Source organism: Nonomuraea sp. NPDC050663 (genome assembly GCF_044456985.1).
Classification (GTDB): Bacteria; Actinomycetota; Actinomycetes; order Streptosporangiales; family Streptosporangiaceae; genus Nonomuraea.
Window position 1 is genome coordinate 212,034 of record NZ_JBITGL010000016.1, and the last position, 25,832, is coordinate 237,865.

19 protein-coding genes and 1 pseudogene are annotated in these 25,832 nt (G+C 70.1%); 6 read left to right on the plus strand and 14 right to left on the minus strand.

The window, feature by feature from the left end; translation table 11 throughout:
• Window positions 1–123: 123 nt before the first annotated feature.
• Genes ACIBH1_RS37640 through ACIBH1_RS37655 form a run of 4 tightly spaced genes read left to right on the plus strand, consistent with a single transcriptional unit; the run spans window position 124 to window position 4,908 of the window.
• Window positions 124–1,206: a substrate-binding domain-containing protein gene (locus tag ACIBH1_RS37640; RefSeq protein ID WP_397318815.1), complete on the plus strand. Its 1,083-nt coding sequence runs from the start codon at window positions 124–126 to the stop codon at window positions 1,204–1,206.
• Window positions 1,206–2,726, plus strand: a complete 1,521-nt coding sequence (locus ACIBH1_RS37645) for a sugar ABC transporter ATP-binding protein (RefSeq protein ID WP_397318816.1) — start codon at window positions 1,206–1,208, stop codon at window positions 2,724–2,726. The genes ACIBH1_RS37640 and ACIBH1_RS37645 overlap by 1 nt, the downstream gene beginning before the upstream one ends.
• A 1-nt stretch (window position 2,727) precedes the next feature.
• Window positions 2,728–3,912 carry a sugar ABC transporter permease gene (locus ACIBH1_RS37650; protein WP_397318817.1) on the plus strand — a complete coding sequence of 395 codons (1,185 nt, stop codon included), beginning with the start codon at window positions 2,728–2,730 and terminating at the stop codon, window positions 3,910–3,912.
• 12 nt (window positions 3,913–3,924) lie between these two features.
• Window positions 3,925–4,908, plus strand: coding sequence for an aldo/keto reductase (locus ACIBH1_RS37655; RefSeq protein WP_397318818.1), 984 nt, complete (start codon window positions 3,925–3,927; stop codon window positions 4,906–4,908).
• Window positions 4,909–4,962: 54 nt separating this feature from the next.
• Here the strand turns inward: ACIBH1_RS37655 and ACIBH1_RS37660 are convergent, their stop codons facing one another.
• Window positions 4,963–5,367 carry a nuclear transport factor 2 family protein gene (locus ACIBH1_RS37660; protein WP_397318819.1) on the minus strand — a complete coding sequence of 135 codons (405 nt, stop codon included), beginning with the start codon at window positions 5,365–5,367 and terminating at the stop codon, window positions 4,963–4,965.
• Window positions 5,368–5,428: 61 nt separating this feature from the next.
• On the opposite strand from ACIBH1_RS37660, the gene ACIBH1_RS37665 reads away from it, so the two are divergent.
• Window positions 5,429–6,019 (plus strand): TetR/AcrR family transcriptional regulator, encoded by a 591-nt coding sequence (locus tag ACIBH1_RS37665; RefSeq protein ID WP_397318820.1) that lies wholly within the window; start codon window positions 5,429–5,431, stop codon window positions 6,017–6,019.
• A gap of 66 nt (window positions 6,020–6,085) precedes the next feature.
• On the opposite strand, the gene ACIBH1_RS37670 is transcribed toward ACIBH1_RS37665, so the two are convergent.
• From ACIBH1_RS37670 to ACIBH1_RS37710, 9 genes are all read right to left on the minus strand, one after another.
• Entirely contained in the window at window positions 6,086–7,063 is a 978-nt protein-coding gene (locus ACIBH1_RS37670) for a Gfo/Idh/MocA family protein (RefSeq protein ID WP_397318821.1), read from the minus strand.
• Complete coding sequence (locus ACIBH1_RS37675; RefSeq protein ID WP_397318822.1) at window positions 7,060–8,037, minus strand: ABC transporter permease; 978 nt, start codon at window positions 8,035–8,037, stop codon at window positions 7,060–7,062. Before ACIBH1_RS37675 ends, ACIBH1_RS37670 begins: the two co-directional genes overlap by 4 nt.
• Entirely contained in the window at window positions 8,034–8,975 is a 942-nt protein-coding gene (locus tag ACIBH1_RS37680; protein ID WP_397318823.1) for an ABC transporter permease, read from the minus strand. Before ACIBH1_RS37680 ends, ACIBH1_RS37675 begins: the two co-directional genes overlap by 4 nt.
• Window positions 8,968–10,473: a sugar ABC transporter ATP-binding protein gene (locus ACIBH1_RS37685; RefSeq protein ID WP_397318824.1), complete on the minus strand. Its 1,506-nt coding sequence runs from the start codon at window positions 10,471–10,473 to the stop codon at window positions 8,968–8,970. Before ACIBH1_RS37685 ends, ACIBH1_RS37680 begins: the two co-directional genes overlap by 8 nt.
• 11 nt (window positions 10,474–10,484) lie before the next feature.
• Window positions 10,485–11,552 carry an ABC transporter substrate-binding protein gene (locus tag ACIBH1_RS37690; protein ID WP_397318825.1) on the minus strand — a complete coding sequence of 356 codons (1,068 nt, stop codon included), beginning with the start codon at window positions 11,550–11,552 and terminating at the stop codon, window positions 10,485–10,487.
• A 199-nt stretch (window positions 11,553–11,751) separates the two neighbouring features.
• Window positions 11,752–12,516, minus strand: coding sequence for a DeoR/GlpR family DNA-binding transcription regulator (locus ACIBH1_RS37695; RefSeq protein ID WP_397318826.1), 765 nt, complete (start codon window positions 12,514–12,516; stop codon window positions 11,752–11,754).
• A 10-nt stretch (window positions 12,517–12,526) separates the two neighbouring features.
• On the minus strand, window positions 12,527–14,002 hold the full coding sequence (locus tag ACIBH1_RS37700; RefSeq protein ID WP_397318827.1) for a rhamnulokinase family protein: 1,476 nt from the start codon (window positions 14,000–14,002) through the stop codon (window positions 12,527–12,529).
• Window positions 14,003–14,917: 915 nt separating this feature from the next.
• Window positions 14,918–17,749: a tetratricopeptide repeat protein gene (locus ACIBH1_RS37705; RefSeq protein WP_397318828.1), complete on the minus strand. Its 2,832-nt coding sequence runs from the start codon at window positions 17,747–17,749 to the stop codon at window positions 14,918–14,920.
• Window positions 17,746–18,105, minus strand: a complete 360-nt coding sequence (locus ACIBH1_RS37710; RefSeq protein WP_397318829.1) for a hypothetical protein — start codon at window positions 18,103–18,105, stop codon at window positions 17,746–17,748. The genes ACIBH1_RS37705 and ACIBH1_RS37710 overlap by 4 nt, the downstream gene beginning before the upstream one ends.
• Window positions 18,106–18,876: 771 nt before the next feature.
• Between ACIBH1_RS37710 and ACIBH1_RS37715 the strand changes: the two genes are divergently transcribed.
• Window positions 18,877–19,335, plus strand: coding sequence for a DUF2637 domain-containing protein (locus ACIBH1_RS37715; protein WP_397318830.1), 459 nt, complete (start codon window positions 18,877–18,879; stop codon window positions 19,333–19,335).
• Between the two features lie 27 nt (window positions 19,336–19,362).
• Here the strand turns inward: ACIBH1_RS37715 and ACIBH1_RS37720 are convergent, their stop codons facing one another.
• The 4 genes and pseudogenes from ACIBH1_RS37720 to ACIBH1_RS37735 all read right to left on the minus strand — a co-directional run.
• Window positions 19,363–22,281 (minus strand): DEAD/DEAH box helicase, encoded by a 2,919-nt coding sequence (locus tag ACIBH1_RS37720; RefSeq protein ID WP_397318831.1) that lies wholly within the window; start codon window positions 22,279–22,281, stop codon window positions 19,363–19,365.
• Window positions 22,253–23,566, minus strand: coding sequence for an ATP-binding protein (locus ACIBH1_RS37725; RefSeq protein WP_397318832.1), 1,314 nt, complete (start codon window positions 23,564–23,566; stop codon window positions 22,253–22,255). The genes ACIBH1_RS37720 and ACIBH1_RS37725 overlap by 29 nt, the downstream gene beginning before the upstream one ends.
• The gene (locus ACIBH1_RS37730; protein WP_397318833.1) at window positions 23,563–24,693 is read right to left on the minus strand and encodes a tellurite resistance TerB C-terminal domain-containing protein; all 1,131 of its coding nucleotides are present in this window, start codon (window positions 24,691–24,693) and stop codon (window positions 23,563–23,565) included. Before ACIBH1_RS37730 ends, ACIBH1_RS37725 begins: the two co-directional genes overlap by 4 nt.
• A gap of 293 nt (window positions 24,694–24,986) precedes the next feature.
• Window positions 24,987–25,736: pseudogene (locus ACIBH1_RS37735) on the minus strand (TerB N-terminal domain-containing protein); the annotation flags it as partial.
• Window positions 25,737–25,832 lie beyond the last annotated feature (96 nt).

Consider the following 25,832-nt stretch of genomic DNA (forward strand, 5'->3'; position numbering starts at 1 on the left):
TCAGGGCATTCCCCCGCTCAGCGGCGCCGCGAAGGAGAGGTCGAGATGGTCATGCGAAGGGGATCCCGCCACCTGCCCCCCGGGCCCGCCGTACGGACCCAAGCCCGTCGCCTCCCAGCAGGCGTGGCTGCCCTGGCGCTGCTGGCGACGTCCTGCGGACAGGTGACCCAGCAGACGGCAGGAGGCGCCCAGGCCACCGCCGCCGGAGCCGGGTCCACCGCCGGAGCCTGCACCTCAGGTACCACCAAGAAGATCGCGTTCATGCTCAAGCAGCAGACCGCTTTTCGCTACCTCCACGCCGACGTGCCGTTCTTCAAGAAGGCCGTCGAGGCCGCCGGCTACCAGGTGGTCTTCCAGTCCGCCGAGAACGACGCCAACAAGCAGGTCGCGCAGGCCGAGAACGTCATCACCCAGGGCGTCGACGCCATCGTGATCCAGCCGGTCGACTTCAACGTCGCGGCGGGCATCGCCAAGAAGGCACAGGCCGCGGGCATCCCCCTGGCCTCCTACGACGACCTGATCCTGGGCGCCCCGCACGCCGCCTTCGTCGGGCGCGATCCCAAGGAGGGCGGGGCCAGCGCCGCCAAGGCGGTGCTCGAAGCCGCGCCTGAGGGCAACTACGTGCTCATCGGCGGCGACGCCGGCCAGACGGGCTCCACCCAGATGCAGAAGGGCTACCACGAAGTCCTCGCTCCGGCCGTCGCCGCCGGGCAGATCACGATCGTGGCCGACCAGTTCACGCCCGCCTGGAAGACCGAGCCCGCCCAGGCAACCGCCGAGAACGCGCTGACCGCCAACGCCAACAAGGTCGACGCCTTCCTCGTCTCCTACGACGGCATGTCGCTCGGCGTCCTGCAGGCCATCGAGCAGGCCGGGATCAAGGCGGGCTCGATCCCCGTCACCGGCCAGGACATGGAGCTGTCGGCCATGCAGGCCATCGCCGAGGGCCGCATGTTCGGCAGTGTCTGGCCCGCCCCCGACGAGATGGCCACCCGCGGCGCCCAGGTCGCGCTGGCGATGGCCCAGTGCAAGCCGGTGAACGCCGAGGCGTCGATCGACAACGGCGCCGGGCGGATCCCGTGGGCCAAGACGCCCATCTACCTCGTCGGCGGCAAGGACCTGGGCGCCTTCGTCTGCTCGCACTCCTTCTGGATCAGCGCCGACCAGGTGTACAAGAACGTGCCGGACCGGAAGCCGACCTGCTGATGGCCGACGGTGTCCTGTTGGCCACCCGGCTGACCAAGCGGTTCGGGCCGGTGGTGGCCGTCGACCACGTCGACCTCGAGATCAGGTCCGGGGAGGTGATGGCCCTGCTCGGCCAGAACGGCGCGGGCAAGTCCACGCTCATCCAGGTGCTGTCGGGGGTGCATCCGGCCGGGAGCTACGAGGGCACGCTCGACCTGGGCGGCGTGCCGTACGCCCCGGGCAGCGCGGCCGACGCGCGGGCCGCCGGGATCGTCGTGATCCCGCAGCAGGTCGCTGCGGTGCCGGACCTGACGGTGGCGCAGAACATGTTCCTCAACGCCGAGCCGCGCACCCGGCTGGGCCTGGTCGACCAGGCCAGGCTCCGGGCCGAGGCCAGGCAGGTCCTGGCGGACTTCGACCTGAGCCTCGACGCCGACGCCCCGATGGGCACGCTCGACCTGGCCGATCAGCAGCTCGTCGCCCTGGCGCGCGCGCTGTCGGCCAGGGCGCGGGTGCTCATCCTCGACGAGCCCACCGCGGCGCTCACCGAGAGCGAGGCCTCGCGCCTTTTCACGCAGCTGCGCCGGTTGCGCGGGCGCGGGGTGGCGATCGTCTTCGTCACCCACCGGCTCGGCGAGGTCTTCGCACTGGCCGACCGGATCGTGGTCCTGCGCGACGGCAGGGTGCGCGGCGACCACCGCACCTCCGACACCGACCGGGGCCGGGTGGTGCGCGAGATGCTCGGCGCGGAGCTGGTCGCCGAGCGGGAGGCGGCGACGGCGAGCGCTCCGGCTGGTGCGGTGGCGCTTCGGGTCGAGGGCCTGACCATCCACGACCCCGACGACCGCCACCGCGTGCGCGTCGACGGCCTCGACCTGACCGTACGGCACGGCGAGGTCGTCGGGCTGTTCGGCCTGGTCGGCGCCGGGTGCGCGGGCGCGGCCATGGCGTTGTTCGGCGCCTGGCCCGGCCGGGTGGAGGGGTCGGTCCACGTGGACGGCCGCCCCGTCCGCGTCCGCGACCCGGCTGCCGCCATCCGCCACGGCATCGGGCTGCTGGCCCCCGACCGCCGCCAGACGCTGATCGCCGAGCACTCCGTCGCCGACAACCTCGCCCTGGCCCGGCTGGAGCGCTTCGGCCGCGCCGGGATGCTCGATCCGCACGCCAAGCGGCTGCTGGCCCGCGACTACATCGAGCGGCTGGGCATCCGCACCCCGTCGGAGGAGGCGCCGCTCGGCACGCTGTCGGGTGGCAACCAGCAGAAGGTCCAGGTCGCCCGATGGCTGGCGGCCGGCACCCGCATCCTGCTCATGGTCGACCCCACCCACGGCGTGGACGTCGGCGCGCGGGCGGAGATCCACCAGCTGCTGCACGGGCTCAGAGCCGACGGCTACGCCCTGCTGCTGGCCTCCTCGGACGCCGAGGAGCTGGCCACCGTGGCCGACCGGGCGCTGGTCATGCGCTCGGGACGGATGACCGGCGAGCTCGCCGGAGCCGACCTGACCGAGACCCGACTCCTCGAGGAAGCCGCAGGGACCTGAGATGACCACCACGCCACCCGCCCTCGGCGCCCGCACCCGGGCAGCGGAGGTCGTGCGCGGGCTCGGCCACCGGGCCGAGCTGCGCAACTACACGCTCGTCCTGGTGCTCGCGGTGATCTGGCTGGTCTTCCAGCTGGCCACCGACGGCCTGTTCCTGTCGCAGCGCAACCTGGGTCTGCTCGCCCTGCAGACCACGATCGTCAGCCTGGCGGCGATCAGCGCCGTCATGCTCATCGTCACCCGCAACTTCGACGTCTCCGTCGGCTCGGCCGTCGCCCTGGTCGGGGTGGTCCTGGCGATGCTGACTGTACGGCTCGGCTGGCCGGTGCACTGGGCGCTGCTCGCCGCTCTGGCCTGCGGCCTGGCCATGGGCGCCTGGCAGGGTTTCTGGGTGGCCAAGGTGGGCATCCCGTCGTTCATCGTGACGCTGGCCGGGATGTTGTACTTCCGCGGCTTCTCCTTGATCATCCCGCAGGCCGAGACCGTCGCGCCGGTGCCCGACTCGCTCACCGCGTTCGCGACGGGCTACCTGACGGCCTCCTATTCGGCGGGGCTGATCCTGATCGGCCTGGCCGCCTACCTCGCCTACCAGTACGCCGGGTTGCGCAGGGCCAAGAGGTTCGGCCTGGTCGAGCGGGTGCTGCCGGGGCTGGGCCGCCGGGCCGTACCCGCCGTGCTGTGCGCGGCCGGCGGGCTGTACGTCGCGGCCTACCTCGGCATCCCGCTGCTGGTGCTGCTGCTGGCGGTGCTCGTGCTGCTGGCCGAGCTGCTGATGCGCCGCACCAGCTACGGCGCCAAGCTCTACGCCATCGGCGGCAACCCGCAGGCGGCCAGGCTGGCGGGCATCAACCTCGACTCGGTCATCTGGCGCAACTTCCTCATCGCGGGCCTGGCCTACGGCGTCACCGGCATCGCGCTCACCGCCCGGGTATCCGGCGCGGTGGCGGGGAGCGCCGGGCTCTTCCTCGAACTCGACGCCATCGCCGCCGCCATCATCGGCGGGACCAGCCTGTCGGGCGGCCGGGGCCGCATCCTGGGCGCGCTGCTCGGGGCGCTGCTCATGGGCAGCCTCAACAACGGCATGAGCCTGATGAACGTCCCGACCTTCTACCAGGAGAGCGCTCGTGGCGCGGTGCTGCTCGCGGCCGTGGCCGTGGACCAGATCGGCCGCAGAAGATCCCTTTGAAAGCGAGGCTCCATGTCCCGTTATGACCGGATGAGCTACCGCCGCTGCGGACGGAGCGGCCTGCTGCTGCCCGCGATCTCGCTGGGCGCCTGGTACACCTTCGGCGGCTACCGTGACGAGCACGACGCCAGGCAGGTCATGCTGCGCGCCTTCGACCTGGGCATCACCCACTTCGACCTGGCCAACAACTACGGCGAACCGCCGGGCAACGCCGAGGAGGTCTGCGGCCGGATCCTGGCCGAACTGCCCCGCGACGAGCTGATCATCTCCTCCAAGGCCGGCTACCCCATGTGGCCGGGGCCGTACGGGCAGCTGGGCTCGGCCAAGCACCTCATCGCCAGCTGCGACCAGTCGCTGCGCCGTACGGGCGTGGACTACTTCGACGTCTTCTACTCCCACCGGCCCGACCCGGCGACGCCTCTGGAGGAGACCTTCGGTGCGCTGGACCAGCTGGTACGGCAGGGCAAGGCGCTGTACGCCGGGGTGTCGAGCTACACCGGGGCGCAGTTCGCCGAGGCGGTGCGCGTGGCCGAGCGTGAGCGCCTGACGCGGATTGTGGTGCACCAGCCCTTCTACAACCTCCTGCACCGCACGATCGAGGAGGACCTGCTGCCGCACACCGAACGCGCGGGCGCCGGGGTGATCGCCTTCTGCCCGCTGGCCTCCGGCCTGCTCACCGGCCGCTACCTCGACGGCAACGTGCCGCCGGACAGCCGGGCGGCCAGGGAGTGGACGGCCGCCTGGGTGCGCGGGCGCACGCCCGAGGAACGCGCCAAGACCCTGCGTGCCCTCGACGACCTCGCCTCGGCCCGCGGCCAGACACTCGCGCAGCTGGCCCTGGCCTGGATCCTGCGGTTGAGGCAGCTGACCAGCGCCGTGATCGGAGCCTCCCGGGTGGAGCAATTGGAGGAGAACGTCGCGGCGCTTGACCGCCTCGACTTCGGGCCGGAGGAACTGGAGGCGATCGACCGGCTCACCCTGGCCGGCGGGCAGTAGGGCGTCCGCCGGCACGTGCGCTGGTGACAGGATCCGCGATGTGATCGCCACCAGTCAGGCAGCAAGCGCGGACAGGACGCGGTCCAGGTCCCAGTAGGCGCGCAGCGACGAGATCCGCCCGTCCTCGATCCGGTAAACGAAGACGCCGTCGTAGCTGAAGGAGACGCCGGTGGGGAGGCGAACGGAGACCGAGGCGACGACCGCGGCCTCGTCACCGGCGGGGTGCACGGCAGCGACCTCGAAACGCACCTCGTTGGGGGCGACGGTAAGCTCCCAGAACCGTTCAAGGGCGGCCCTTCCCCGCAGACCGGCGCCGTGGGGATCCAGCGGGGAGCCGCCGACCGGGTCATGGAGCACGGCGTCCGGCGCGTAGCAGGCGAGCCAGGCGTCCCGGTCGCCGGCGCTCACCGCGCCCATGGCGGTGAGCGCGGCGACGGCCGCCGGGTGGGTGGTGTCCATCGGGTTCCTCCTCGGAAGCCGTAGCGCTTGACGCGTGTCAAGCTAGAGCTATGCTTGACACGTGTCAAGCACGCGATCGCGCATCCTGGAGGCCGCCCGGCGGCTCATCATCGAGCAGGGCCCACGAGTCTTGATGGCCGACGTGGCCCGCGCGGCGGGGATCTCCCGGCAGGCGCTCTACCTCCACTTCGGCTCCCGCGCCAGCCTGCTCGTGGCCGTCGTACGCGATATGGACGAGCAGGACGGGATCCGCGCGCGCTGCGAGAAGGCGCTGACAACGGAGGAACCCCTCGAGGCGTTCCGCGCCTTCCTGCGCGTCTGGCTGCGCTACGCGGCGACGATCCATCCGGTGGCCTCGGTGCTGCTGGCCTCCCGCCGCGACGACCCCGACGCCGCCGCGGCCTGGAAAGATCGGATGGACGAGCTCCACAGCGGGTTCCTCGCCGCCGCCCGCCGGCTGGGAGCTGCCGGACGGCTGCGGCCCGGTCTGGCCGCGGACGTCGCCGCCGACCTCGCCTGGGCGATGACCTCGGTCTCCGTCTGGGAGCAGCTAACGGCCGACCGGGGCATGCGCGCGGGCGACGTCGAGGAGCACCTGATCGGCGCCGTGACCGCCGCCCTCACCGGCGACCCGCCGACGAGGCCGAGCTGATCGCTTGCGGCTCGGCCTGCGTGGCCCGCGGTGGGACGTCCGGCTGCCCGGCCTGGCGGCCCGGTCTCACGGGGTGTCGATCCGCGTCCCGCTCTCGTAGGAGCGGATCACGGCGTGCGCCAGTTCCAGCGCACGCCGCCCGGCCCTGGCATGCACGGGCGGCGGCGCGCCCGCCCGGAAGGCGGCGATCAGCGCGTCCGCGTGGCGGTCGAAGGTGGCGTGGAAGCCGCGGTCGGCGTCGTTGAAGTAGCCGGCCTGCCACACCTGGCTGACCTCGTCGCCCGCGTGGGTGAAGGTGTAGCGGCGCACGGTGTCCTCGATCAGGACCCGTCCCTCGGTGCCGTTGAGCTCCAGCAGGTGGGTGCCGGGGTAGGCGTAGGAGGAGTCGTAGCTGCCCAGCAGGGTGCCGACGGCGCCGCCTGCGAAGCTCAGGGACACGGCCACCGTCGGGTACGGCGGGCCGCCGGTCATCTGCGCGGCCACCGATGAGATGGGCCCGCACAGGTGCTCCAGCATGTCGAAGCCGTGGCACTGGGTCTCGATCAGGTTGGCGTGCGGGTGGTCGCCGGTCCCGCTCTCGCCGCCGAAGCGCCAGGAGGCGAACACCAGCCGGCCGAGCCGTCCGCTGCGTACGGCCTCGGCGGCCAGTTGCACCGGCCGGGCGTAGCGGTGGTTGAAGTTGATGGCGAAGAACTGGTCACGGGCCTCGGCCAGCAGCGTGTCGGCCTCCTCCAGGGAGAAGACCAGCGGCTTTTCCACGAGCAGCGGGATGCCGGTCCTGATGAGCGCCAGTGTGGGCGCGAAGTGCCCCTCGTTGGGCAGGCAGGCCGAGATGAGGTCGGGCCGCTCCCGCTCGATCATCTCGCCCACGTCCACGTAGGGCCGCGCTCCGAAGCGCCGGGCCCTGTCGGCGGTGCGCTCGGGGTCTCGGCCGACGATCGCGCACAGCTCGGTGTCAGCCAGCGTGGAGAAGACGCGCGCGTGGTGGAAGCCCCACCAGGCTCCGGTGCCCACCACCGCGACTTTGGTCGGGGAATCGGTCACAACCGCCGCCTCCTGGAAAGAAGGACCTGCACCAGTACGACGAGAAGGAGGAACAGGCCGCTGACGACCTGCTGGAAGTAGGAGCTGAGGGTGCCCACCTGGTTGATCAGGTTCTGGATCATCTTGAGCAGAAGCACCCCGGCCAGCGTGCCGCCCAGCGAACCGGAACCGCCGGTCAGGAGGGTGCCGCCGATGACGACGGCCGCGATGGCCTCCAGTTCCCGCCCCTCCCCCAGGGTGGGCAGGCCGGATGCGGTCTGGGCGGCGATCAGGATGCCGGCCAGCGCGGCCAGCAGCGAGCTGAGGACGTACACGCCGGCCTTGACCCGCACCACCGGCAGCCCCATGAGGTCGGCGGTGTCCTCGCCGTTGCCGACCGTCACGGTCCACAGGCCGAACCTGGTCCGGTTCAGGGCGAGCACGGCCGCGCCGAACACCGCCAGCGCGATGATCACCGGCGCTCCCACGCCGAGCACCGTCGCCTGGCCGACTCGGGTGAGCAGCAGGTCGGGCGGGATGATGTAGACCTCGTTGCCCTCGCGCGACACGGCGAAGGCCAGGCCGCGGGCGAACAGCAGGGTGGCCAGCGTCACGATGAACGGGGTGATCCGCGCCCGGCCGACGAGCAGGCCGTTGGCCAGGCCGATGAGCCCGCAGACCACGAGCGGCAGCAGGATCGCGCCGGCCGTACCCCACCGGGAGCCGAAGGCGGACAGCACGCCGGCCAGTGCCAGCACCGATCCGACCGACAGGTCGATGCCGCCGGAAAGGATCACGAAGGTCATGCCGGTGGCGACCAGCAGCAGGTAGGAGCCGTCCAGGGCGATGTTGCCGAAGTTGCGGGCGCTGGCGAAGCTCTCGCCGAAGGCCGCCCAGCCGGCCACCACGACCAGGGCGAGGACCACCATGGCGCCGCGCTGCCGGGCGAGGGCGGCCAGGCGGTCGCGGCGGCTGCCGGTGGCGACGGCGCTCATGGGTGACGCCTGTCGCGCTGGGCGTAGACGGCGGCGACGATGATCGCCGCCTGGATCATCCTGGCTGTCGAGTCGTGCAGATTGTGCTGGATGACGGTGGCCACGATGAGCTGCATCAGCAGCGCTCCCATCAGGGTTCCGAGGATGCGGACGCGACCGCCGGACAGCGGGGTGCCGCCGACGACTACCGCGGTGATCGCGCTGAGCTCGATGAGCAGGCCGATGAACGACGGGTCGCTCGCGCCCTGCCGCCCAGTCGTGAGCACCCCGGCGACGGCGGCGAGCAGGCCGCTGGCCAGGTAGACGGTGATCAGGGTGCGTCGCACCGGCAGCCCGGCCAGGGCCGCGGCGGGCCGGTTGCCGCCGATGGCGATCACCCGGCGGCCGAACGCGGCGTACCGGAGTGTTGCCCCGGCCGCCACTGCCACGATCAGCGCGAGCAGGACCGGGACGGGGACGCCGAGCAGCGCGCCGCCGCCGATCGATCCGAGCACCGGATCGAAGATCTCCACCAGCCTGCCGTCGGCCAGGACCAGCGCGAGCCCGCGACCGGCCACCAGGAGTCCCAGGGTGGCGATGATGGGCTGGATCCCGAAGGCGACCAGGCCGCCGTTGATCAGGCCGATCGCCGCTCCGGCCGCGAGCGCCACGGCGATGGCGGGCCAGGCGCCGTAGCCGAGGTAGAGCGGGATGACAGCGGCGGCGACGGCCATCGTGGAGCCCACTGACAGGTCGATGCCCTCCGTGCCGATGACCAGCGCCATTCCGAGCGCCACGATCGCGACCGGGGCGACCTGGACGAGCTGGAGGCGGAGGTTGGCGAGGGTGGCGAAGTTCGGGGTGAAGGCGAGGTTGAAGGCCAGGAGGGCGATGATGGCGGCGTACACTCCGTGGTCGCTCAGCTTCACCCTTCGGACGAACACGAGCGGGTCACTCATGTCGTCCCTCCACGATGAGCTCCATGATCTGCTGCTCACCGATGGCGTCGCCGCGCAGCATGCCGGCCAGGGAGCCCTCGCGCAGCACGACCACGGTGTCGGCCCCCTCCACGACCTCCTCCAGCTCGGCGACGAGTACCACCCCTAGCCCGGCGGAGGCCAGCTCGTCGATCAGAGACTGGATCTCCGCCTTGGCCCCGACGTCGATCCCACGGGTGGGCTCGTCGAGGATCAGCACCCGCGGGTGGAGGCAGAGCATCCGGGCCAGCAGCACCTTCTGCTGGTTGCCGCCCGACAGCTCTCCCACCTTCTGGTCCGGCGAGGAGACCTTGATCTGCAATCGCCGGACGAAGGTGTCGACGATGCGGTTCTGCGCCTCGCGCGAGACCATCCCCGCCTTGGTGAGTGCCGGAAGCGCCGCCAAGGTGATGTTGTCGCGCACGGACAGACCGGCGACGATGCCCTCGGCCTTGCGGTCCTCCGGCACCAGGCAGACCCCCGAGCGGATCGCGGTCGCCGGGTTCCAGCGCCGCGGGGAGGCGCCGGTCATGGTGATCGAGCCGGAGTCCAGCGGGTCGGCGCCGAAGAGCGCCCGGGCGGTCTCGGTGCGGCCCGATCCGAGAAGCCCGGCCAGGCCCACCACCTCGCCCTCGTGCACCTCGAGGTCGATGCCGTCCAGCACCCGGTGGCGGGTCAGGCCCCGCGCGCGCAGGATCGGCTCGCTCCCCCGTGCGTGCGGCGTCTCGCCGAAGCTGGTCACGCCGTGGCCCCTGACCTGGGTCACCGGGCGTCCGAGCATGGAGGCGACCAGCCCGATGCCGCTCGTCTCGGCCACCGGGCCGTGGTGCACGAGCCGGCCGTCGCGCAGCACGGTCACCTGCTGGCAGATCCTGAACACCTCGCCCAGCTTGTGGGTGACGTAGAGGACGGCGACGCCCTGGCCGCGCAGCAGCTCGATCACCTCGGCCAGCAGGTCCACCTCGCGCGGCTCCAGTGAGGAGGTCGGCTCGTCCATGACGACAACCCGGGCCTGAGCAGAGACGGCCCTGGCGATGGCCACCATCTGCTGGATGCCGAGGCCGAGCTCCCGCAGCGGGCGCCGGACGTCGACGTGCACGCCGTACCCGGCCAGCAGCTGTACGGCTTGGCGGCGCATCCGGCCGTGGTCCAGGAGGCCGAGCCTGGTGAGCGGCTCCCTGCCCAGGTGGAGGTTGTGCGCCACGCTGAGCAGGGGGGCCAGGTTGACCTCCTGGTAGATGGTGCTGATGCTGGCCGCCTGGGCCTCCCGCGGGGTGGAGAAGGCGACACTCCGGCCCAGGTGGGTGACCGTTCCGGAGTCGGGCCGGTGCACCCCGGTGAGGATCTTGATCAGGGTGGATTTGCCCGCGCCGTTCTCGCCGATGAGCGCGTGCGCCTGGCCGGCGTGGAGGGTGAGCGAGACGCCGTCCAGCGCGATGACTCCGCCGAACCGTTTGGAGACCTCGGTGATCTCGACCACGGGCCCGTCCATCAGTACGCGTTCGCCAGTTCGGCCTGGGCGTTGTCGCTGGTGTACTCCTTGTCGGAGATGATCGTCGTGGCGGGCACGCCCTTGCCCGAGTAGAAGTCGTCGAGCGCCTGGAAGGCCAGGGGGCCGAACCTCGGGTTCGACTCGATGACCGCCGCCACCCAGCCGTCGATGATGCCCTGCACCGCTCCCTTGGTGCCGTCGATGGTGACGATCTTGATGTCGCCGGCCTTCTTCCCCGCCGCCTTCAGCGCCGCGACCGCGCCCAGGGCCATCTCGTCGTTCTCGGCGTAGATGGCGCTGATGCCGGGGTTGGCGGAGATGAGCTGCTCGGTGACCGACCGACCCTTCTCGCGGGTGAAGTCGGCGGTCTGCTCGGCCACGATCTTCAGTCCGGAGTTCTTGGCGGCGAGCTGGTCCTTGAAGCCCTTGGTACGGTCGACGGTCACGTTGACGCCGGAGGCACCGAGCAGGATGGCGACCTCGCCCTTGTCGCCGGTGGCGGTGATCATCGCGTCGGCCGCCCTGGCGCCCTGCTTGACGAAGTCGGAGCCGATCCAGCCGATGTAGTCGGTGCACGCGGTCTTGGTGGTCAGCAGGCGGTCGATGGTCATGATCGGCACCTTGGCGTCCTGCGCGGCCTTGAGCGCGGGGTCGAGGCCCTCGGAGTTGAGCGGGGAGATGATCAGCGCCTTGGCTCCCTGCGCGATCATGCCCTGGATGTCGGCGATCTCCTTGTTCAGATCCGACTGCGCGTTGGTGGTGATCAGCTTGATGCCGCGTTTGGCGGCCTCGTCCTTGATGGACTGGGTCTCAGTGATCCGGAAGGGGTTGGCCTCCTTCTCGGACTGGGCGAATCCGACGGTGATCGTCTTCAGGTCGAGCTTGGGCACCCCTCCGTTGTAGGTCTCGGACGTGCACAGAGCCGTCCCGGACGCCGTGGCCTGCACCCGCTGCTGGGCGGAGGCGCCCGCGGTGGTGCTCGCCGTGTCGTCGGCCGCCTTGGCGCAGGCGCCGAGCGTGGTCACAAGGAGGGCGGTGGTCAACGCGGCTGTCGTCTTCTTGAGCATCGACTGACTATCCCTTCGAGGGATGAGCGCACATTGCCATGATTTGGCGTGATGTGGCAGAACGTCTCAAAATGTAGCCACCGAGCGTGTCACCCTGTCAACAGCCGTCAGACCAGCCGGGATTGACAAAAGGCAAGCTGAGCGCCCTGCACGTCGTTCAGCTTGTTATCTGAATGTGACGCCAATGTGGCAGAAGTTCTCAGAACCGGTCAACGATCACGACGTCGACACCGATCTGGGCCAGCCGGCCGACTACGGCGGGCTCGGCTGCGGGGCCGGTGACCAGCACGTTCATGCGGTCGGCCGGGACGGTCTGGCACATCGTGTCGTTGCCGATCTTGGAGTGGTCGGCGAGGACGACGACCTCGCGGCCCGCCGCCGCGAAGGCCTGGTCGGTCGCGGCGGCGAACACGTTGGGGGTGGTCAGACCACGCTCGGCCGTCACCCCGTCGCCCGACAGGAACACCTGGGCGCCACGCAGGCCCACGAGGGACTGCTCGGTGATCGGCCCGACCAGCGCTTGGATCGATCGGCGCAGCGTGCCGCCGACCACGACCAGTTCCACCTGCGGCGCTTCGGCCAGCGCCGCCACCACCAGCACGGAGTTGGTCACCACCGTCAGCGCGGGCAGGGCGACCAGCTTGCGAGCCAGGACCGCGGTGGTGCGGCCCGGTCCGAGCAGGATCGCGGTCCCCGGCTCGACCAGCGACGCGGCCTGCGTGGCGATGGCCTCGCGCTCGGCGGCGTGCGGATCCTGCCGGCTCGGCAGGGCCGGGCCTGCGCCTCCCGGCTGGCTGACACCGCCCCTGGTGGCGATCAGCCTGCCCTCCTCTATGAGGGAGCGCAGGTCACGCCTGACGGTCGACTCCGAGGCCCCCAGCTCCGTGGCCAGATCACGGAACGAGGCATAGCCACGCGCGTTGACGTGGTCCAGGATGCGTTGCCGGCGCTCTGCGATCAGCATGGAAGCGGGCTCACTCCTCTGTGCTCAGGTTCGGCGCTACTTTACTCCAAACCACGTCAATATCTGTCATGCGCAGGTAGCGGGCGTAGGCCTCCTCGTACCGCCCGCGCGTCCCGTCGGGCTCGTACACACGGGGCGGCGACGATCGGCGCACGACATCGCGCAGCTCGGCGAGCGTACCGATGCCGCCGCCCGCCATGACCTGGATCAGCAGGTTGCCGTACCCGCTGGCCTCCACCGGCCCGGCCAGCACGGGCCTGCCGCCGAAATCGGCCGTCAGCCGGCACAGGACCGGACTGGCCGCTCCCCCGCCCACCAGGTGCACCGCACCGACCCGCCGTCCGCCGAGGTGCTCGGCCTGTTCGAGAGCGCGGCGGAAGGAGCAGGCCAGGCTCTCCAGCACGCAGCGTACGGTGGCCGCCCGATCGCCGGGCGGCCGCTGGCCGGTCGCCCGGCAGAACCCGGCGATCCTGGCGGGCATGTCACCCGGCCGGAGGAAGGCCACGTGACCGGGATCGATCAGCGGCCCGAACGGCGGAGCGGAGGCGGCCTGCGCGACAAGCTCCGCATGGGAGGAGCGGGAGCCCCAGGCCCTGCGGCACTCCTGAAGCAGCCACAGCCCGTTCAGGTTGCGCAGGAAGCGGACGGTTCCCGCCAAGCCCGCCTCGTTGGTGAACCCGGCGTGCCTGGCGGCGGCGAGGGTGACCGGGTCGCTACGCTCGATCCCCACCAGCGACCAGGTGCCGCAGCAGATGAACCCCACATCGCCCCGGACGGCGGGCAGGGCCGCGACCGCGCAGGCGGTGTCGTGACCGGCGACGGCCATGACCGTGGCGCCGTCGGCGTCGCCGCAGCCGCGTAAGGGTCCGGCGGGAGTGCCGGGCTCGACGATCTCGTGGCCGAACAGGCGCCCCGGCAGCCCGAGCGCGGAGATCAGCTCGACAGCCCACTGGCCGGCCCGGATGTCCATCAACTGGCTGGTGCTGGCGATGGTGCGCTCGGTCAACGTCTGGCCGCTCAGCCAATGGGTGAACAGGTCCGGCAGCATCACCAGCCGCTCGGCCTGCTCCAGCAGCGGGGATCCGGCATGGGCGAGCAGCTGGCAGGAGGTGTTGATCGGCGCGGGCAGGACTCCGGTTAGCTCGTACTGCTCCTGCGACGAGACGCGGCTGTCGAGCCCGGAGGTGTAGGGGTCGCGGTGGTGACGCGGGTCGGCCAGCAGCCTGCCGTCGCGGTCGAGCAGCCCGAAGTCGTTGCCCCAGGCGTCGACTCCCACGCTGGTGATCTCGCCCTGGGCGGCTGCGCGGGCGATGCCCTCCGTGACCTTGGCGCGCAGGACGCGGGCATCGGTGTGCAGGGCTCCGTGGGGGCCGCGAATCGGCTGGTTGGGGAAGCGGTGCGCCTCGGTGACGGTCAGCCGCTCTCCGTCGAACCTCCCGGCCAGGACCCGGCCGCTGTCAGCACCGAGATCCACAGCCACGTGCACAGCGCGAGCCTAGCCGTAAGGCCGGACGACTGACCACCCTTCCGAGGTCACAAGGGCTGCCTGAGCCGGCACCCCGCCGAGCAGCCCCCGAGTCGAGTACAGCGAGCCCTGCATCTGCGTGTGCGCTCGTGAGCATCTCTGACGCCCCTTCACGCATCCTCCTGCGAGGCAGGCATGCCTGGCAGCAGACGTTCAGAGCCTGGGCTCGATCGTGCCCGCCGTGGCACTCTCCCGGACGGGGCCAAGCAGCAGCGCGTCCCCACAGGGCTGGCGGGACGTCCGGCGCGGTCGCGCCGCCACAGCGCCATGTCCAGAGCGTCCAGCACCAGGCCGGCGCGCTTGGACAACGAGGCCACCCAGGCGACGATCGCCCGGGAACACACATCCGCGACGAAGGCGACAAGACCATCCAGCGAGCGGCATGGAAATGGGCCCAAACGCACGCTGACGGGGCTGGCCATTGCTCGCCAGTTCGCACGATCTCTCCGGTAGGGACGCCTGGTCAATAGAACTGGACTCGCTGGGGATCTCAAATAGACGGAGCGGGTGAAGGCGACGCAGTGCGGCCCGGCGACCAGGACTAGGACGTGGGCCTGCCAACCCAGCTGCATGCCTCGATCGGTCGCCGCGGACCACGAGCCCTGCGCGGCCAGCCATGTGAGGATCAGAGCCGGCGTGGCGCTCGGGTCACCCTGGGACAGGGTGCCACCATGCCATGCCTCGACGCTACTCAGCTGCGGGATGTGGGACATCATCGCGGTGACGTATGCGCCCTCCGCTGTGACGTAACGCCGGCGAGCGGCCGCTCTGATCGCGTGCGGATTCCGTCCTGCTAGGCGTTCCCGTCTGATCGCGGGCGCGTGGTTCTGACGGTCGACGGCAACCGCGGTCGTGGCAGCACTTCGAGCGGCGCGCTCAGGGACTGCCGTCAGGCTCGTCCCCGCTCTCACGAGCGGAGACGAGGAGGGTGCGGACCATGACGGTGTTGGGATGGTCTGGCCCGAGCACGCGCTGGTGGTCGCGAACACACTCTTCAAGCAGGGCGATGGTCTTGGAGTTGGGCTCAGCGGCGAAACACGCATGGGCGAGATTGCCGCGCGCGATCACGACGTCGGGATGGTCAGGCCCGTTGATGCTCTGGCCGTGGGCGACGACCTTCCTCAGCAGCCTGATCGCCCGGCGTAGGTCTCCGGCCGCGAAGTAGGCGATGGCCAGGTCGTTCTGCGACGCCAGCGTATGGGGATGGCGCCGGCCGAGGACTCGTCGCCGGTCGGCCATCGTGCGATCGATCAGCGGGATCGCTGAGGTGAGATCTCCGGCTCCCATGTACGCGGCTGCCAGGCTGCTGCGGGTGGTGAGCGTGTCCGGATGGGTGGCCCCGGCAGCCGCCTCCTGGCCGGCTACTGTGCGCTCCAGTAAGGAGATCGCCTCATCGTGATCACCGGCGGCGCTGAGGGCCCAGCCCAGGTTGTGCCGTAGGGCCAGAGTGTCGGGATGGTCCCGTCCATGGAGTCGTTCCTGGTCGGACAGGGCGCGCTTGAAGTAGGAGAGCGCCCGGTCCGTCATCCCCTGGTCCAAGAGGTGCTGGGCCGCCTCGTTCCAGAGCGCCACGGGCGGGTCCGAGCCGCCGTGGGCCGGGAGATGGCCGGCGATGGCGTCGATGTGCGGGAGAAGCTGTTGCCAGGCGGGCCGCCCGGCGGGATCGTCCCACGCCGGGACGGCGTCCTCGATGAGTCGTACGGCGACCTCACGCGTCTCCTGGACCGGGAACACCGGATGGGGATCGTCCTCGCCGGCCTCGCGCACGACGGCCTGGACCCACGGATGAACGCTCACCGCGTCGCCGTCCGCGACGATCAGCAGATACGCACGCAACACGGCGAGGGCCGCGTTGACCTCGTGGGCGGGGAACACGTCGTCCCTGCCGTAGAAGAGCTCGAGGGGGATGTCATCAGAGCCGTACCAGGCCATGATCCGTAAGAGCGCCTCGGGGAGGATCCCGTGCTCGTCGATGATCCGGTCGAGGCTGATCCGCACGGTGGAGGCGATCACCCGCTGCAGATCGTCGCCCTCAGCGGTGGCGAACTGGCGCAGGTAGGCCGCGGCGGACAGCCCGTTCCGCTTCATGTGGGCGGCGGCCTGCTCGACCGCGGGCAGCAGGTGTCGCAGCGCCCGGCACAGATCCTCCGCACCCTCAAGGAGTCCCGGCCCCGCGATGCGCCTCATCGTCTCCACCGCGTGGCCGGGCGGCAGAACGGTTGCTCTGGAAAGGGGATCGGCGATGTCGGTGTAGAAGCGGGAGGCGATCGATTCGAATTCCTCCCGCCTGTCGTCCTCGAGGGTGCCTTCCGGCGGCCAGTAGTGGGTGATCAGGACATCGCCCTGCAGCACCACGGCCAGGCTCTCCCCTGGCCGGGCGTTGATCCACCGGATCGCGTTGAGCGCGGGCCCGCTCATCGACGCGAGCACGCTCGCCACCGCCTGCATCAGGGCCGCTTTGCGGTGCAGTTGCACCGGCTCGATGAGGCTCTGGTACACGAGCTGGAATGCTCCGAGAACCGCGGTCGCCCTTGTCTTGCCCCAGGGATGCGTCGCCATCGGCAGCTTCAAGTCGACGAGGCCGGGAAACCGGTTGTACTCCTGCAACCCGACCGCCTCGGCCGGGTCGTACCCGAATTCGATCAAGTGGTCGGCCCGGTCGAGGAAGGACAGCACGCCGACCGCGAACTGGATGCCGATCAACCGCAGGTCCTGCGCGACCGCGGCGCCGACGTCGGCGGCCGACATCATGGCGAACATGTCGGCCTCGAGCTCCAGGCTGTGCGCCGGCCAGTGGTCGCGCAGGTAGGCCTCGATCACGGCGGCGCCGTCGGCGCACTCCCGCACCCGGTCGAAGGCCTGGCCCGCGAACCACGGAGACTCGCCGGCGGGCTGGACCTCCGGGTGCAGGTGACCACGGTGGACATGCGCAAGCTCGTGGCCGACCAGGAAGTCCAGGGCTCCCCGGGCGATCTCGAACATCACGGGAAGCAGGTGCTTGTCGTGTTCAGGGGCGAGGTCGGCGGTCTCGAAGCCCAACCTGAAGCGCTCGCCCTCGACCGCGGCGCACATGCCGTAGGCGATCTGCTGGTGGAGGTAGGGATTGTCCTGGACCGCCTCACGCAAAGCCCGCGGGAAGTCCGGATGGGACCACGGCTCGTCCAGGCCGGGGAACGCGCTGCCCGCGTGGACGACGAGCTGCGCGAACACGAGGGACAGCGTCCAGATGTCCTCGACCACGTAGCGGCTCATCAGCACGAGGTAGCGGTCTTCGCTCCACTGCTGCACCGAGGCGTGCGGCCGGTATCGGTAATCCGTGGCGAACAGGAACTCGTGCGCCTCGTCCAGGCCCATGAGCGAGCTCACCCGCGTGTAGGCCCTGGAAAGGTGGACCGCACACGAGGGCGGCTCGGCAGCGGTGAAGCGGATCGGGCCGCGGGCGAGGTCGCGCCGCAGCGCCTCCATCTCCGCCGCCGTCGTCCCGCCGACTGCTCCGGTCGACAGCGCCGCTCCGAGCCCGGCCAGGTCCTCCGCGGTGACGTCGTGGGTATGCAGCGCCCGGTGGAACGCCTCGAGATCGGCGAACCTCCGCTCGACCTCCGCACTCGGACGGAGGAACGCGCCGTCGCGCTCCGACTGCTTCTGGTGCTCCGTGATCGCGGCGAGGAGCGGCGCCCAGTCGTCGGGTGCCGGATTCTCGTCCGTCATGCCGGCGAGGCGCCGCTGCCCGAAGCGCGCGCCTCGGCCTCGACCAGGGCGGTCGGACTCGCGCAGAAGCGTTCGACCCCGATTCCGACGATCGACCTGGCGACCGTGGCAGCTGGGACGGGCACGTCGCCCGCGGTGGCCATGATGACGTCGGCCAGGGCGACGGCGAGGTCGCCGCTCCTGCCGTCCGCGGCCTTGACCAGGTCGTTCAGCCGTGGGCACAGGGTGTCGCGCAGGAAGGTCAGGACCCGGAGGAACCGGATGGCGTCGGGGAGTTTGGCGCCGCCGATGGGGCGGCCGATGCCCAGGGCGTCTTCGATCTGGGAAAGGGCCTCACGGAGGTCGTCAGTGGCCACGGACAACGGATTCCTTCCGGTCGCTGGGAACACGCTCCGCCTGTCCATTCCTACCGCAGCGCGGTGATCCGGGCCAGGCGGATTTCCACGTATCGGCGACGGCTCGGCGACGGCCCATGGTCAGCCCCCGGGGCCGAATGCCCACGCCGGCGAGACGGCGCGTGCCGCTACGCGCAGGCAGGTCGGCACGCGCGTCCTCGGGTGTCCAGAAGGCGACGGCTGACTCCGCAGCGCCGAGCTTCACGCTCTCCATCGCGTTCGACTATCGGTCGGGCAGAGCCACCCCCTGCCGTGCGAGGGTGCGCTGGCCCATCCCAGGGACCACGAAGCGCGAAGCCTTCGAGACGCAGGAAGAGGCGGAAGCCTTGATCGAGACGCTCAAGCGGTTGGCTCGGGCCGGCGTCGATCCCCAGACCGCCACCTCCACCCCTCCAGGAGTACGGGGAGAACATCATGTCGTGGCCGACGCCGGAGTGCCGGTTCATGTGCTCCGCGAGATCGCCGGGCACGGGTCGTTGACGACCACCCAGCGCTATCTGCATCCCGACCTTGACTCGATCGCTGAGGCGACCATGAGAAAGGTCGGTCTGCCTGGGCTTTCACCTTCGGCGACCGGCCTGTTCCAACCGTCGGGACGACAGGATTCGAACCTGCGACCCCTTGACCCCCAGAACGTGGGAGTAGGCATTTTCTCAGCTCAGATGCCCAGAGCGGGTATAGCGCAACATTCGCCGGTGAGCACAGCGTGTGTCCCAGGGCAGGGGCCGCTAGATGCCGGACGAGTCCCTCACCGTCACCGCGGAGACTGCGGCGATCTCGTCGCCATCTCTTGCAGAGACCTGGATCCGGCCTACCACCATGGCCAGCGTCCTGCCGCTTGCCGGAATCGCCGCGGTGGTCTCCTTCCGTCACATGCACGAGTTGGCCTTGGCGCATGGCGAGGACGCCCTCGCAGCCGCGCTCATTCCGCTCGCCGTCGACGGCACGATCGTGGCGGCTTCCATGTCGATCCTCCTGTCCAGCCGCAACGGGTCACGCGGCGGCCCGCTCCCCTGGTGCATGCTGCTGACCAGCAGTCTCGCGAGCCTGGCAGCCAATATCGCCGTCGCCGAACCCACGATCACCGCGCGCCTCATCGCCGGCTGGCCGAGTCTGGCGCTGATCGGCGCAGGTGAGGAAGGCGGGTCTCACTGGGGAGCTGACGTAGTCATCCGTGAAGGATCAGGATAAACGGATCGCTTTTACAAAGTAGATCATTCAGCCATCGGCCTTACGCCGCCGGGTGAGACCGGTAGGCGGAATCGGACACCACGGCATGTCCTGCAACCGACCTTCGACGCCGAGCTGGTCCAGCCGCTCTATACCCACCGCCCGGGCCCGTGCCAGATAAGCCCGCAACAACTCAGCACACGTCCGAGCATCGTCTTCGGCACGATGCGAGACTGCGAAGGTCACCCCCTCCGCCTCAGCACAATCCGCCAGTCGTCGCGAAGCCGCCACCAAGCCGAACTGCCGTGACAGCCGAAGCGTGCACAACGTCATCAGATCGTCCGGCGCCAAGCCGAGCCTGGCGAATTCGGCGCTCAGCACCTCCGCGTCGTATCGAACGTTGTGAGCGACCAGCACCGCGCCCGTCAGCAACTCTGCGACGTCTCCGGCGATCTGCGCGAAGCTCGGCGCCGCAGCCAGATCGTCTTCACGAAGGCCGTGGACGTGGGGATCCACCCGCACGCGCCCTGGATTGACCAGCGTCGTGTAGGTCCGATCCTCGCTGCCGTCCGGGTGCAGCCGGATGATCGCGATCTCCACGATGCGTGCCCGGCGTGCGTCGATCGACGTGGTTTCGACATCGACGACAGCGAGCGGCACCGACCCGATCCGATGTCGTTCGGCTGCAGGGGCGGGCGTCGCCGGCAAGACAACCTCGGCGGCAGAGCCGTTCTCGGCCGCACCGGCCAACGTGCCGACCATACGGGCGGCTTCGGGAACATCGAGGTACCGGCCGTAGGAGCGGGTGAGCAGTTCATCCCCGATCACGTCGTCGTACTTGTCGACACGCTTGTCGGGCACCATGGCCGCCAGTGAGGACACACCAGGGAGTCCATCGACATCCAACTTCATCAGGAGATCGGCGGCTTGCCGCGGCGACGTGCCATCGAGCATCAGGCACAGCCCGTAGCGGGTGACGGTCACCTCGTGGGCGTGCAAAGCCAGGGCGAGCGTGGTCATGATCGCATCGCCTCTGAACGGGAACAGCAGAGTGTCGTCGCCATACTCGACGAGGGGTGTGTCGCGCAGGCCGAGTCGGCGGTAGGCGTCGCGGCCCTCGGCCAGCAGCCTTTGCGCGCCGGCGTCGAGATAGGCCGGGATGGTGTCGTCCTCGTAGATGCGTCGCATCGTGGTCCGGATGCGGTCATGGACGGCAGGACCGTTGCCGACGAAGCGAGGAGGTCTGCCTCCGGATGCCCGCGTCACCTCGATGGTCTTGGCATGGCTGTCGATGCACACGACGCGCCAGCGGCGACCGGCGAAGATGAGCAGGCTGCCATCCGGGATCGGCTGTTCGACGGGGAGGCTGCCGAGAGTGCGGCCCTCCGTCACGACGCGGTATTCGGTCGGCGCGGCGAAGGCGGCGTAGAACGTGTAGTGGTTGACCAGCCGCTCCCCCGTCTCCGCGTGCAGGAGGAGCCCGTCGGGCTCTTGGCGGATGAGATCGGCTGTGCCCAGGTCGCGCAGCAGCGCTGCGAAGGTGGGGCCGTCGACGGCACGGAAGGGGCCGTGCACGCACAGGGTTCGGAACGCGTCGGCCGGTGTGACGCCGCCGTGCTGGGCGATGAGTGACAGAATCTGCTGGACCAGGGTGGACAGGTGCATCGTCTGTGCGGGCGGTGGCTCGTACCAGCGCTGCAGCAGGAGTTCCACCACGGCGATGGCCTGAACCAGCTGGGCGCGCAGCTCATCGGCGGGATGGATGGTGGATGAGGAGTCCCGTTCGCTGATGTACATCCGGAGAACCGCCGGGCCTCCGCGACGGCCCGCACGGCCGAGGCGCTGCCGGAGCGCGGCCACCCCAGGCGGCACTCCGACTTGCGCGATCGAGGCCACCGAGCCGATGTCGATGCCCATCTCCAAGGTGGAGGTGCAGATCGCGGTCGCCGGTCGCGTGCGGTCCTTGAGCCGGGCTTCGGTGTGTTCGCGAATGTCCTTGGACAGGTTGCCGTGATGGGGGACGAACTCGCCAGGCACGTTCGCGCGTTCGCAGCGCCGGCTGAGCAGATCCGTGTAGTCCTCGACGGCGGCCCGGGTGTTGGCGAAGACCAGGTTGTGCGAGCCGCGCAGCGTGGTGAAGAGGTGGTCGGCTATCTCCAGCCGGTCACCGGTGGAGATGTCGTCTTCGCTGACCTCGTGGCCGTTGGCCTCGCACGCTTCACGCGCCCGGGGATCGATCACCGGGGCGGTCTGGACGTAGCCGCGAATCTGGAGCTTGAGTTCCTGCGAGTCGCTGTTGGCGACGATGACGTTGACGTCCTCCCCGCCGGGGCGTAGGAAGGACGCGGCCCGCGCCATGTCCCCCAACGTCGCCGACAGGCCTACACGTGGAATGCGGTGCCTGGCCGCCAGTTCGACCCGGTGCATCAGCGACTGCAGGTGCGCGCCGCGCTCGGTCCCCATGAAGGAGTGCAGCTCGTCGACGACGACGTAGCGCACGCTTGCGAAGAGGTCTGCCATCCGCCATCCGCGCAGGACGAACATGGCCTCCAACGACTCGGGGGTGACCAGCAGGATCCCCCGCGGCTGCTTCATGAGCTTCTGCTTGACGTCGGCACCGATGTCGCCGTGCCAGCGGGTGACCGGGATCTCCAGGTGCTCGCACAACTCGTCGAGCCGGCCGTACTGATCGTTGATGAGCGCCTTGAGCGGACTGATGTAGATCGCGGCCAGCCCGGCCACGGGCGCTTCCACCAAAGCGGAGCAGATCGGCAGGAAGGCCGCCTCGGTCTTGCCCGAAGCGGTGGCAGCGGCGATCAGCACATCCTGTTCCCCAGCCAGGATCGGCGCAGCGGCCGCTTCCTGCGCCTCTCGCAGATGCTGCCAATTCTGCTTCCAGATCCACCGCTGCACCTCAGGGTGGAGCCGGGTGAAGGCGTCAGAGCCTGAAGGAGGCGAGGTCGTCACCGCCCGGTCCTTCCGTCAGGTCCTCCTCCAGGGGCGCGAGGTCGGGATTGGCCTCGACCGCCAGCTCCACGGAGGGCAGGATCTGCCGCCAGTCGACCCTGGGATTCTGTTCCAGTACGGCCAGCAGATCGCAGAAGGCTTTGATGGTGGTCCGTGGCGTGCGGAAGTAGGCCTCGCCGATGCGGTTGGCGCAATGGTGCATGAACGCCGGGAGGGCGTCATCAGGCAGGAGATAGCGAGCGGAATCGCCGCCTGCCTGAACGTGCCGGAGCTTGGCGAGCAAGACGTAGAGGTCTTCCTGGGTGAGGGCGGCCAGGCGCAGGACCGGGCCCGAGTAGTCGACCAGCCCTCCCATGGCGAAGGCGTTCTCCGACAGGCGTGACTGAAGCGCGGCGTAGCTGAACAGACCCCGGCGAGTGTCGGCGAGGAACTCCGGCGTGCCGCCGAACACGAAGCCCAGATGGGCGGCGCTGCCCTGGAGCGTGTCGTTGAGGATGCGCAGGATCTGCTCGTAGTTGGCGTTGCGGGCCTGGGTGGAGGCGAGCTTGTAGAGGTTGACCATCTCGTCCAGGCACACCAGCAGGCCGTCGTAGCCGGCCAGCCGTACGAACCGGCTCATCAGCTTCAGGTGATCGTGCAGGGTCGCGTCGTCGATGATGGTGCGCACGCCCAGGGCGGCGCGGGACTCGGTCTTGGTGGAGTACTCGGCGCGCAGCCATCGCACCGCGGCGGACTTGAGCTGCTCGTCGCCGGTGTCGTGGCCGCGCCAGTAGGCGCCGATGACCTCGGCGAAGTCGTAGCCGCCGGTCATCTCGCTCAGGTGGGCCAGCCTGGTGCGGATGACCTGGGCGGGGTCGACCCCATGCTGCTGGGCTTCGGCCAGGGCCGTCGAGATGAAGCGTTCCACGACGCTGCTCAGCGCTCCGCCGTCCGGTTTGGCGCGGGTGGCCAGGTTGCGCATGAGCTCGGCGTACAGGCTGCGAGCCTGGCCGCCGCTGGAGTGCAGCCGCCGGTCCGGGTTGAGGTCGGCGTGGACGGTGACCAGCTTCTTCTCCATCGCGATGGAGCGCACGAGGTGGAGGAAGAACGTCTTGCCGGCGCCGAAGTCGCCGATGACGAAGCGGACCGCCGCGCCGCCGTCGCTGATGCGGTCGATGTCGGTGACCAGTGCTTTGACCTCGGGCTCGCGCCCCACCTGGATGTGCCGCTGGCCGATGCGCGGCACGACTCCCGCGCGCAGGGACTGCAGCAGGGCGTCGCGCTCGCGCGGACGGATCGTGGTCACTTGAGCATCTCTCCCAGCAGGTCGTGGTCGATGTCGATGGGGTCGTCGCCGTCCAGGAGCGGCTCGCCTGCCAGCTCGTAGCCGGCCTCGTTGATCCGGTCCAGCGCACCGTCGGGCAGCAGACTCCAGCGAGCTGTCAGTTCTTCGAACCTCGCCCGGGACAGCGTCGGCGTGGAGGTTCCCGCCAGGTCGCGCAGCAGTCCGGAGTGCTGCCCGTCCAGCCCTGCGACGGAGGCGACCAATGGTGGCGGCTCGGCCACCCGGACCGGTTCCTCTTCAGTGAAGATCGCGCCGAGGAGCGCGCCCACGCGCGCGGTCTCGGCCAGCTTCGCGGTTATCGCGGCCTCGTCCAGCCGTAGAACGGGCTGCGGGGCCCGCGCGGGGATCGCGTATCCGCGCTCAGGCCGCGCCTGCCGTACGGTCACCGGCTCGGTCGCGGGAGCGGGGGCGCTCGTGACGGACGGAGCCCGCAGCGGATCCAGTCCGAGCAGGCCATAGATCTTCTTGAGTGTCTTCACCTCGTCGGCGGAGATGCGGCCGTCGGCGGCGACCACCGCGGTGAGGAACTCCGCGACGTACGTCCGCTGTGCCTCGTCGATGCTCGCGACACGTCGGGTGAGGCCCGTCAGTTTCACCTTGATCACGGTGAGCCAGCGCAGGTGCGCGTGCAGACGCCGCCGCTCACCAGAAGTCAGGTGCAGCGCCCGCTCAAGGTGGTCGCTGAGATGGCGCTGCTCCGCCTCGTCGAAGTCGCCGTCGGCGGCGCTCACAGCCGCCGCGAGGTAAAGCAGGAGAGTCGCCGCCTGATAGGCGTCCGAAGCCGCCGAGGTCAGGTCGTCGGGCGCCGCGAACAGCACCATCCGGCCATCCCCGGGAACCGCGCCGCCGAGCCGTGGATCCGGTTCGATGCCGATGCCCGCGCGGCCCAGGATCTGCGCCAAGGCGATGACGTCCTTCTTGCCCGGCCGCAGTTCCGGCGAGGTGGAGATGAAGGAGGCGAACTCGTCGACGGGGACGACGGCGATCTCCGATGTCCCCAGCCTCTGACGCGCCCAGCTGACAGCCCGTCCAGCAGCACCGACGCCTGGCGCGACCAGTTCGGGAGGCAACAGGGCCTGGGCCTGCACGCTGTCGGCCCCCCGGGTGCGCGTCCGAGGTAGCGGCTGTAGGCCTCGAGATCGGTTGTGCAGTCGTCGGCCAGATCGGCCAGTTTCCTGGTCGGCGCGGTGAGGCCCAGGACGTCGGGTGTCCCGGGGAGCGTCAGCTCGGTCATCCCTCGGAAGCCCGCGCTGGCGGGCCGGTAATCGACCGAGACTTCCGTCTTGCCAGGCCGCACCAGCAACCCGCGGCCGTGGCGAGCGGCGTACCGGGCCAGGAAGAGCGCGTCGAACTCGGCCGCGCATCGTGTGGCGGGGGTGCGCGGGTGGTAGTCGGGGTGCGAGCGGATCCAGCTGAGCGCCCATGGCGCCGGTATCGGCACCCCCTGTGCGGCGAACGCGCCGAGTCCGGCACGCAGGCGCAGCGGGGGCGGGTAGTCGCGGCTCGGGCTCGGAACCTCAGGCGTCCCTGATCGTTGGCCGGCGAGCATGTCCACCAGCTGCTCGAACCGGCCCGCGTAGCGTCGGAAGGCTCTGTGCTCGCCGTAGATGCTCAGCAGGCGTTGGACCTCACGGTGAAGGATGGGCATCTCGAACGCCGCTGTGGAACGGTCCCGCCGCAGATCGTGCAGGGCCCGTCGCTCCAGGCCGTAGAAGTAGAGGAACACGTAGCCGATCGGCGCGTGCGGAAACCGGCGGCCGTCCGCGAGCCAGGCCAGATAGGCGGCTCTGCTCTGCGGGGGCAAGCCGTCGTAGGAGGGCCAGTAGCTCAGCCCCTGCCCGGCCCAGTCAGGTTGGCGTAGGTCCACCGGCAGGCCAGGATTGATCAGGGCGGGCTCGACCATGTGCCCCGAGGGCGCGTTCAAGTGGGGTCCCACGTGCAGCATTCCGCCGACGATGTTGTAGCCCGCCAGGTTGATTCCGGCTCCTGGCGGCAGCCAGGGGTCGACGAGGGCGCGTGGGTGCGCAACAGTCGGTTGAGCCGGGCGCGTGTGACCAGGCCATGGTGCTGGCGGCTGGCCCTGCCTCGGTGCGGGCTCGGGGCCATGCCGAAAGCGCTTGAGAAAACTCATGAGCCCCCCTCACCGTCACCGCGGCGCTGTCCGGCAACTGGGCTGCGTCTCACCGAACGCGGCCCACGCTCTCTCCTCACTAGTCACATACATCCG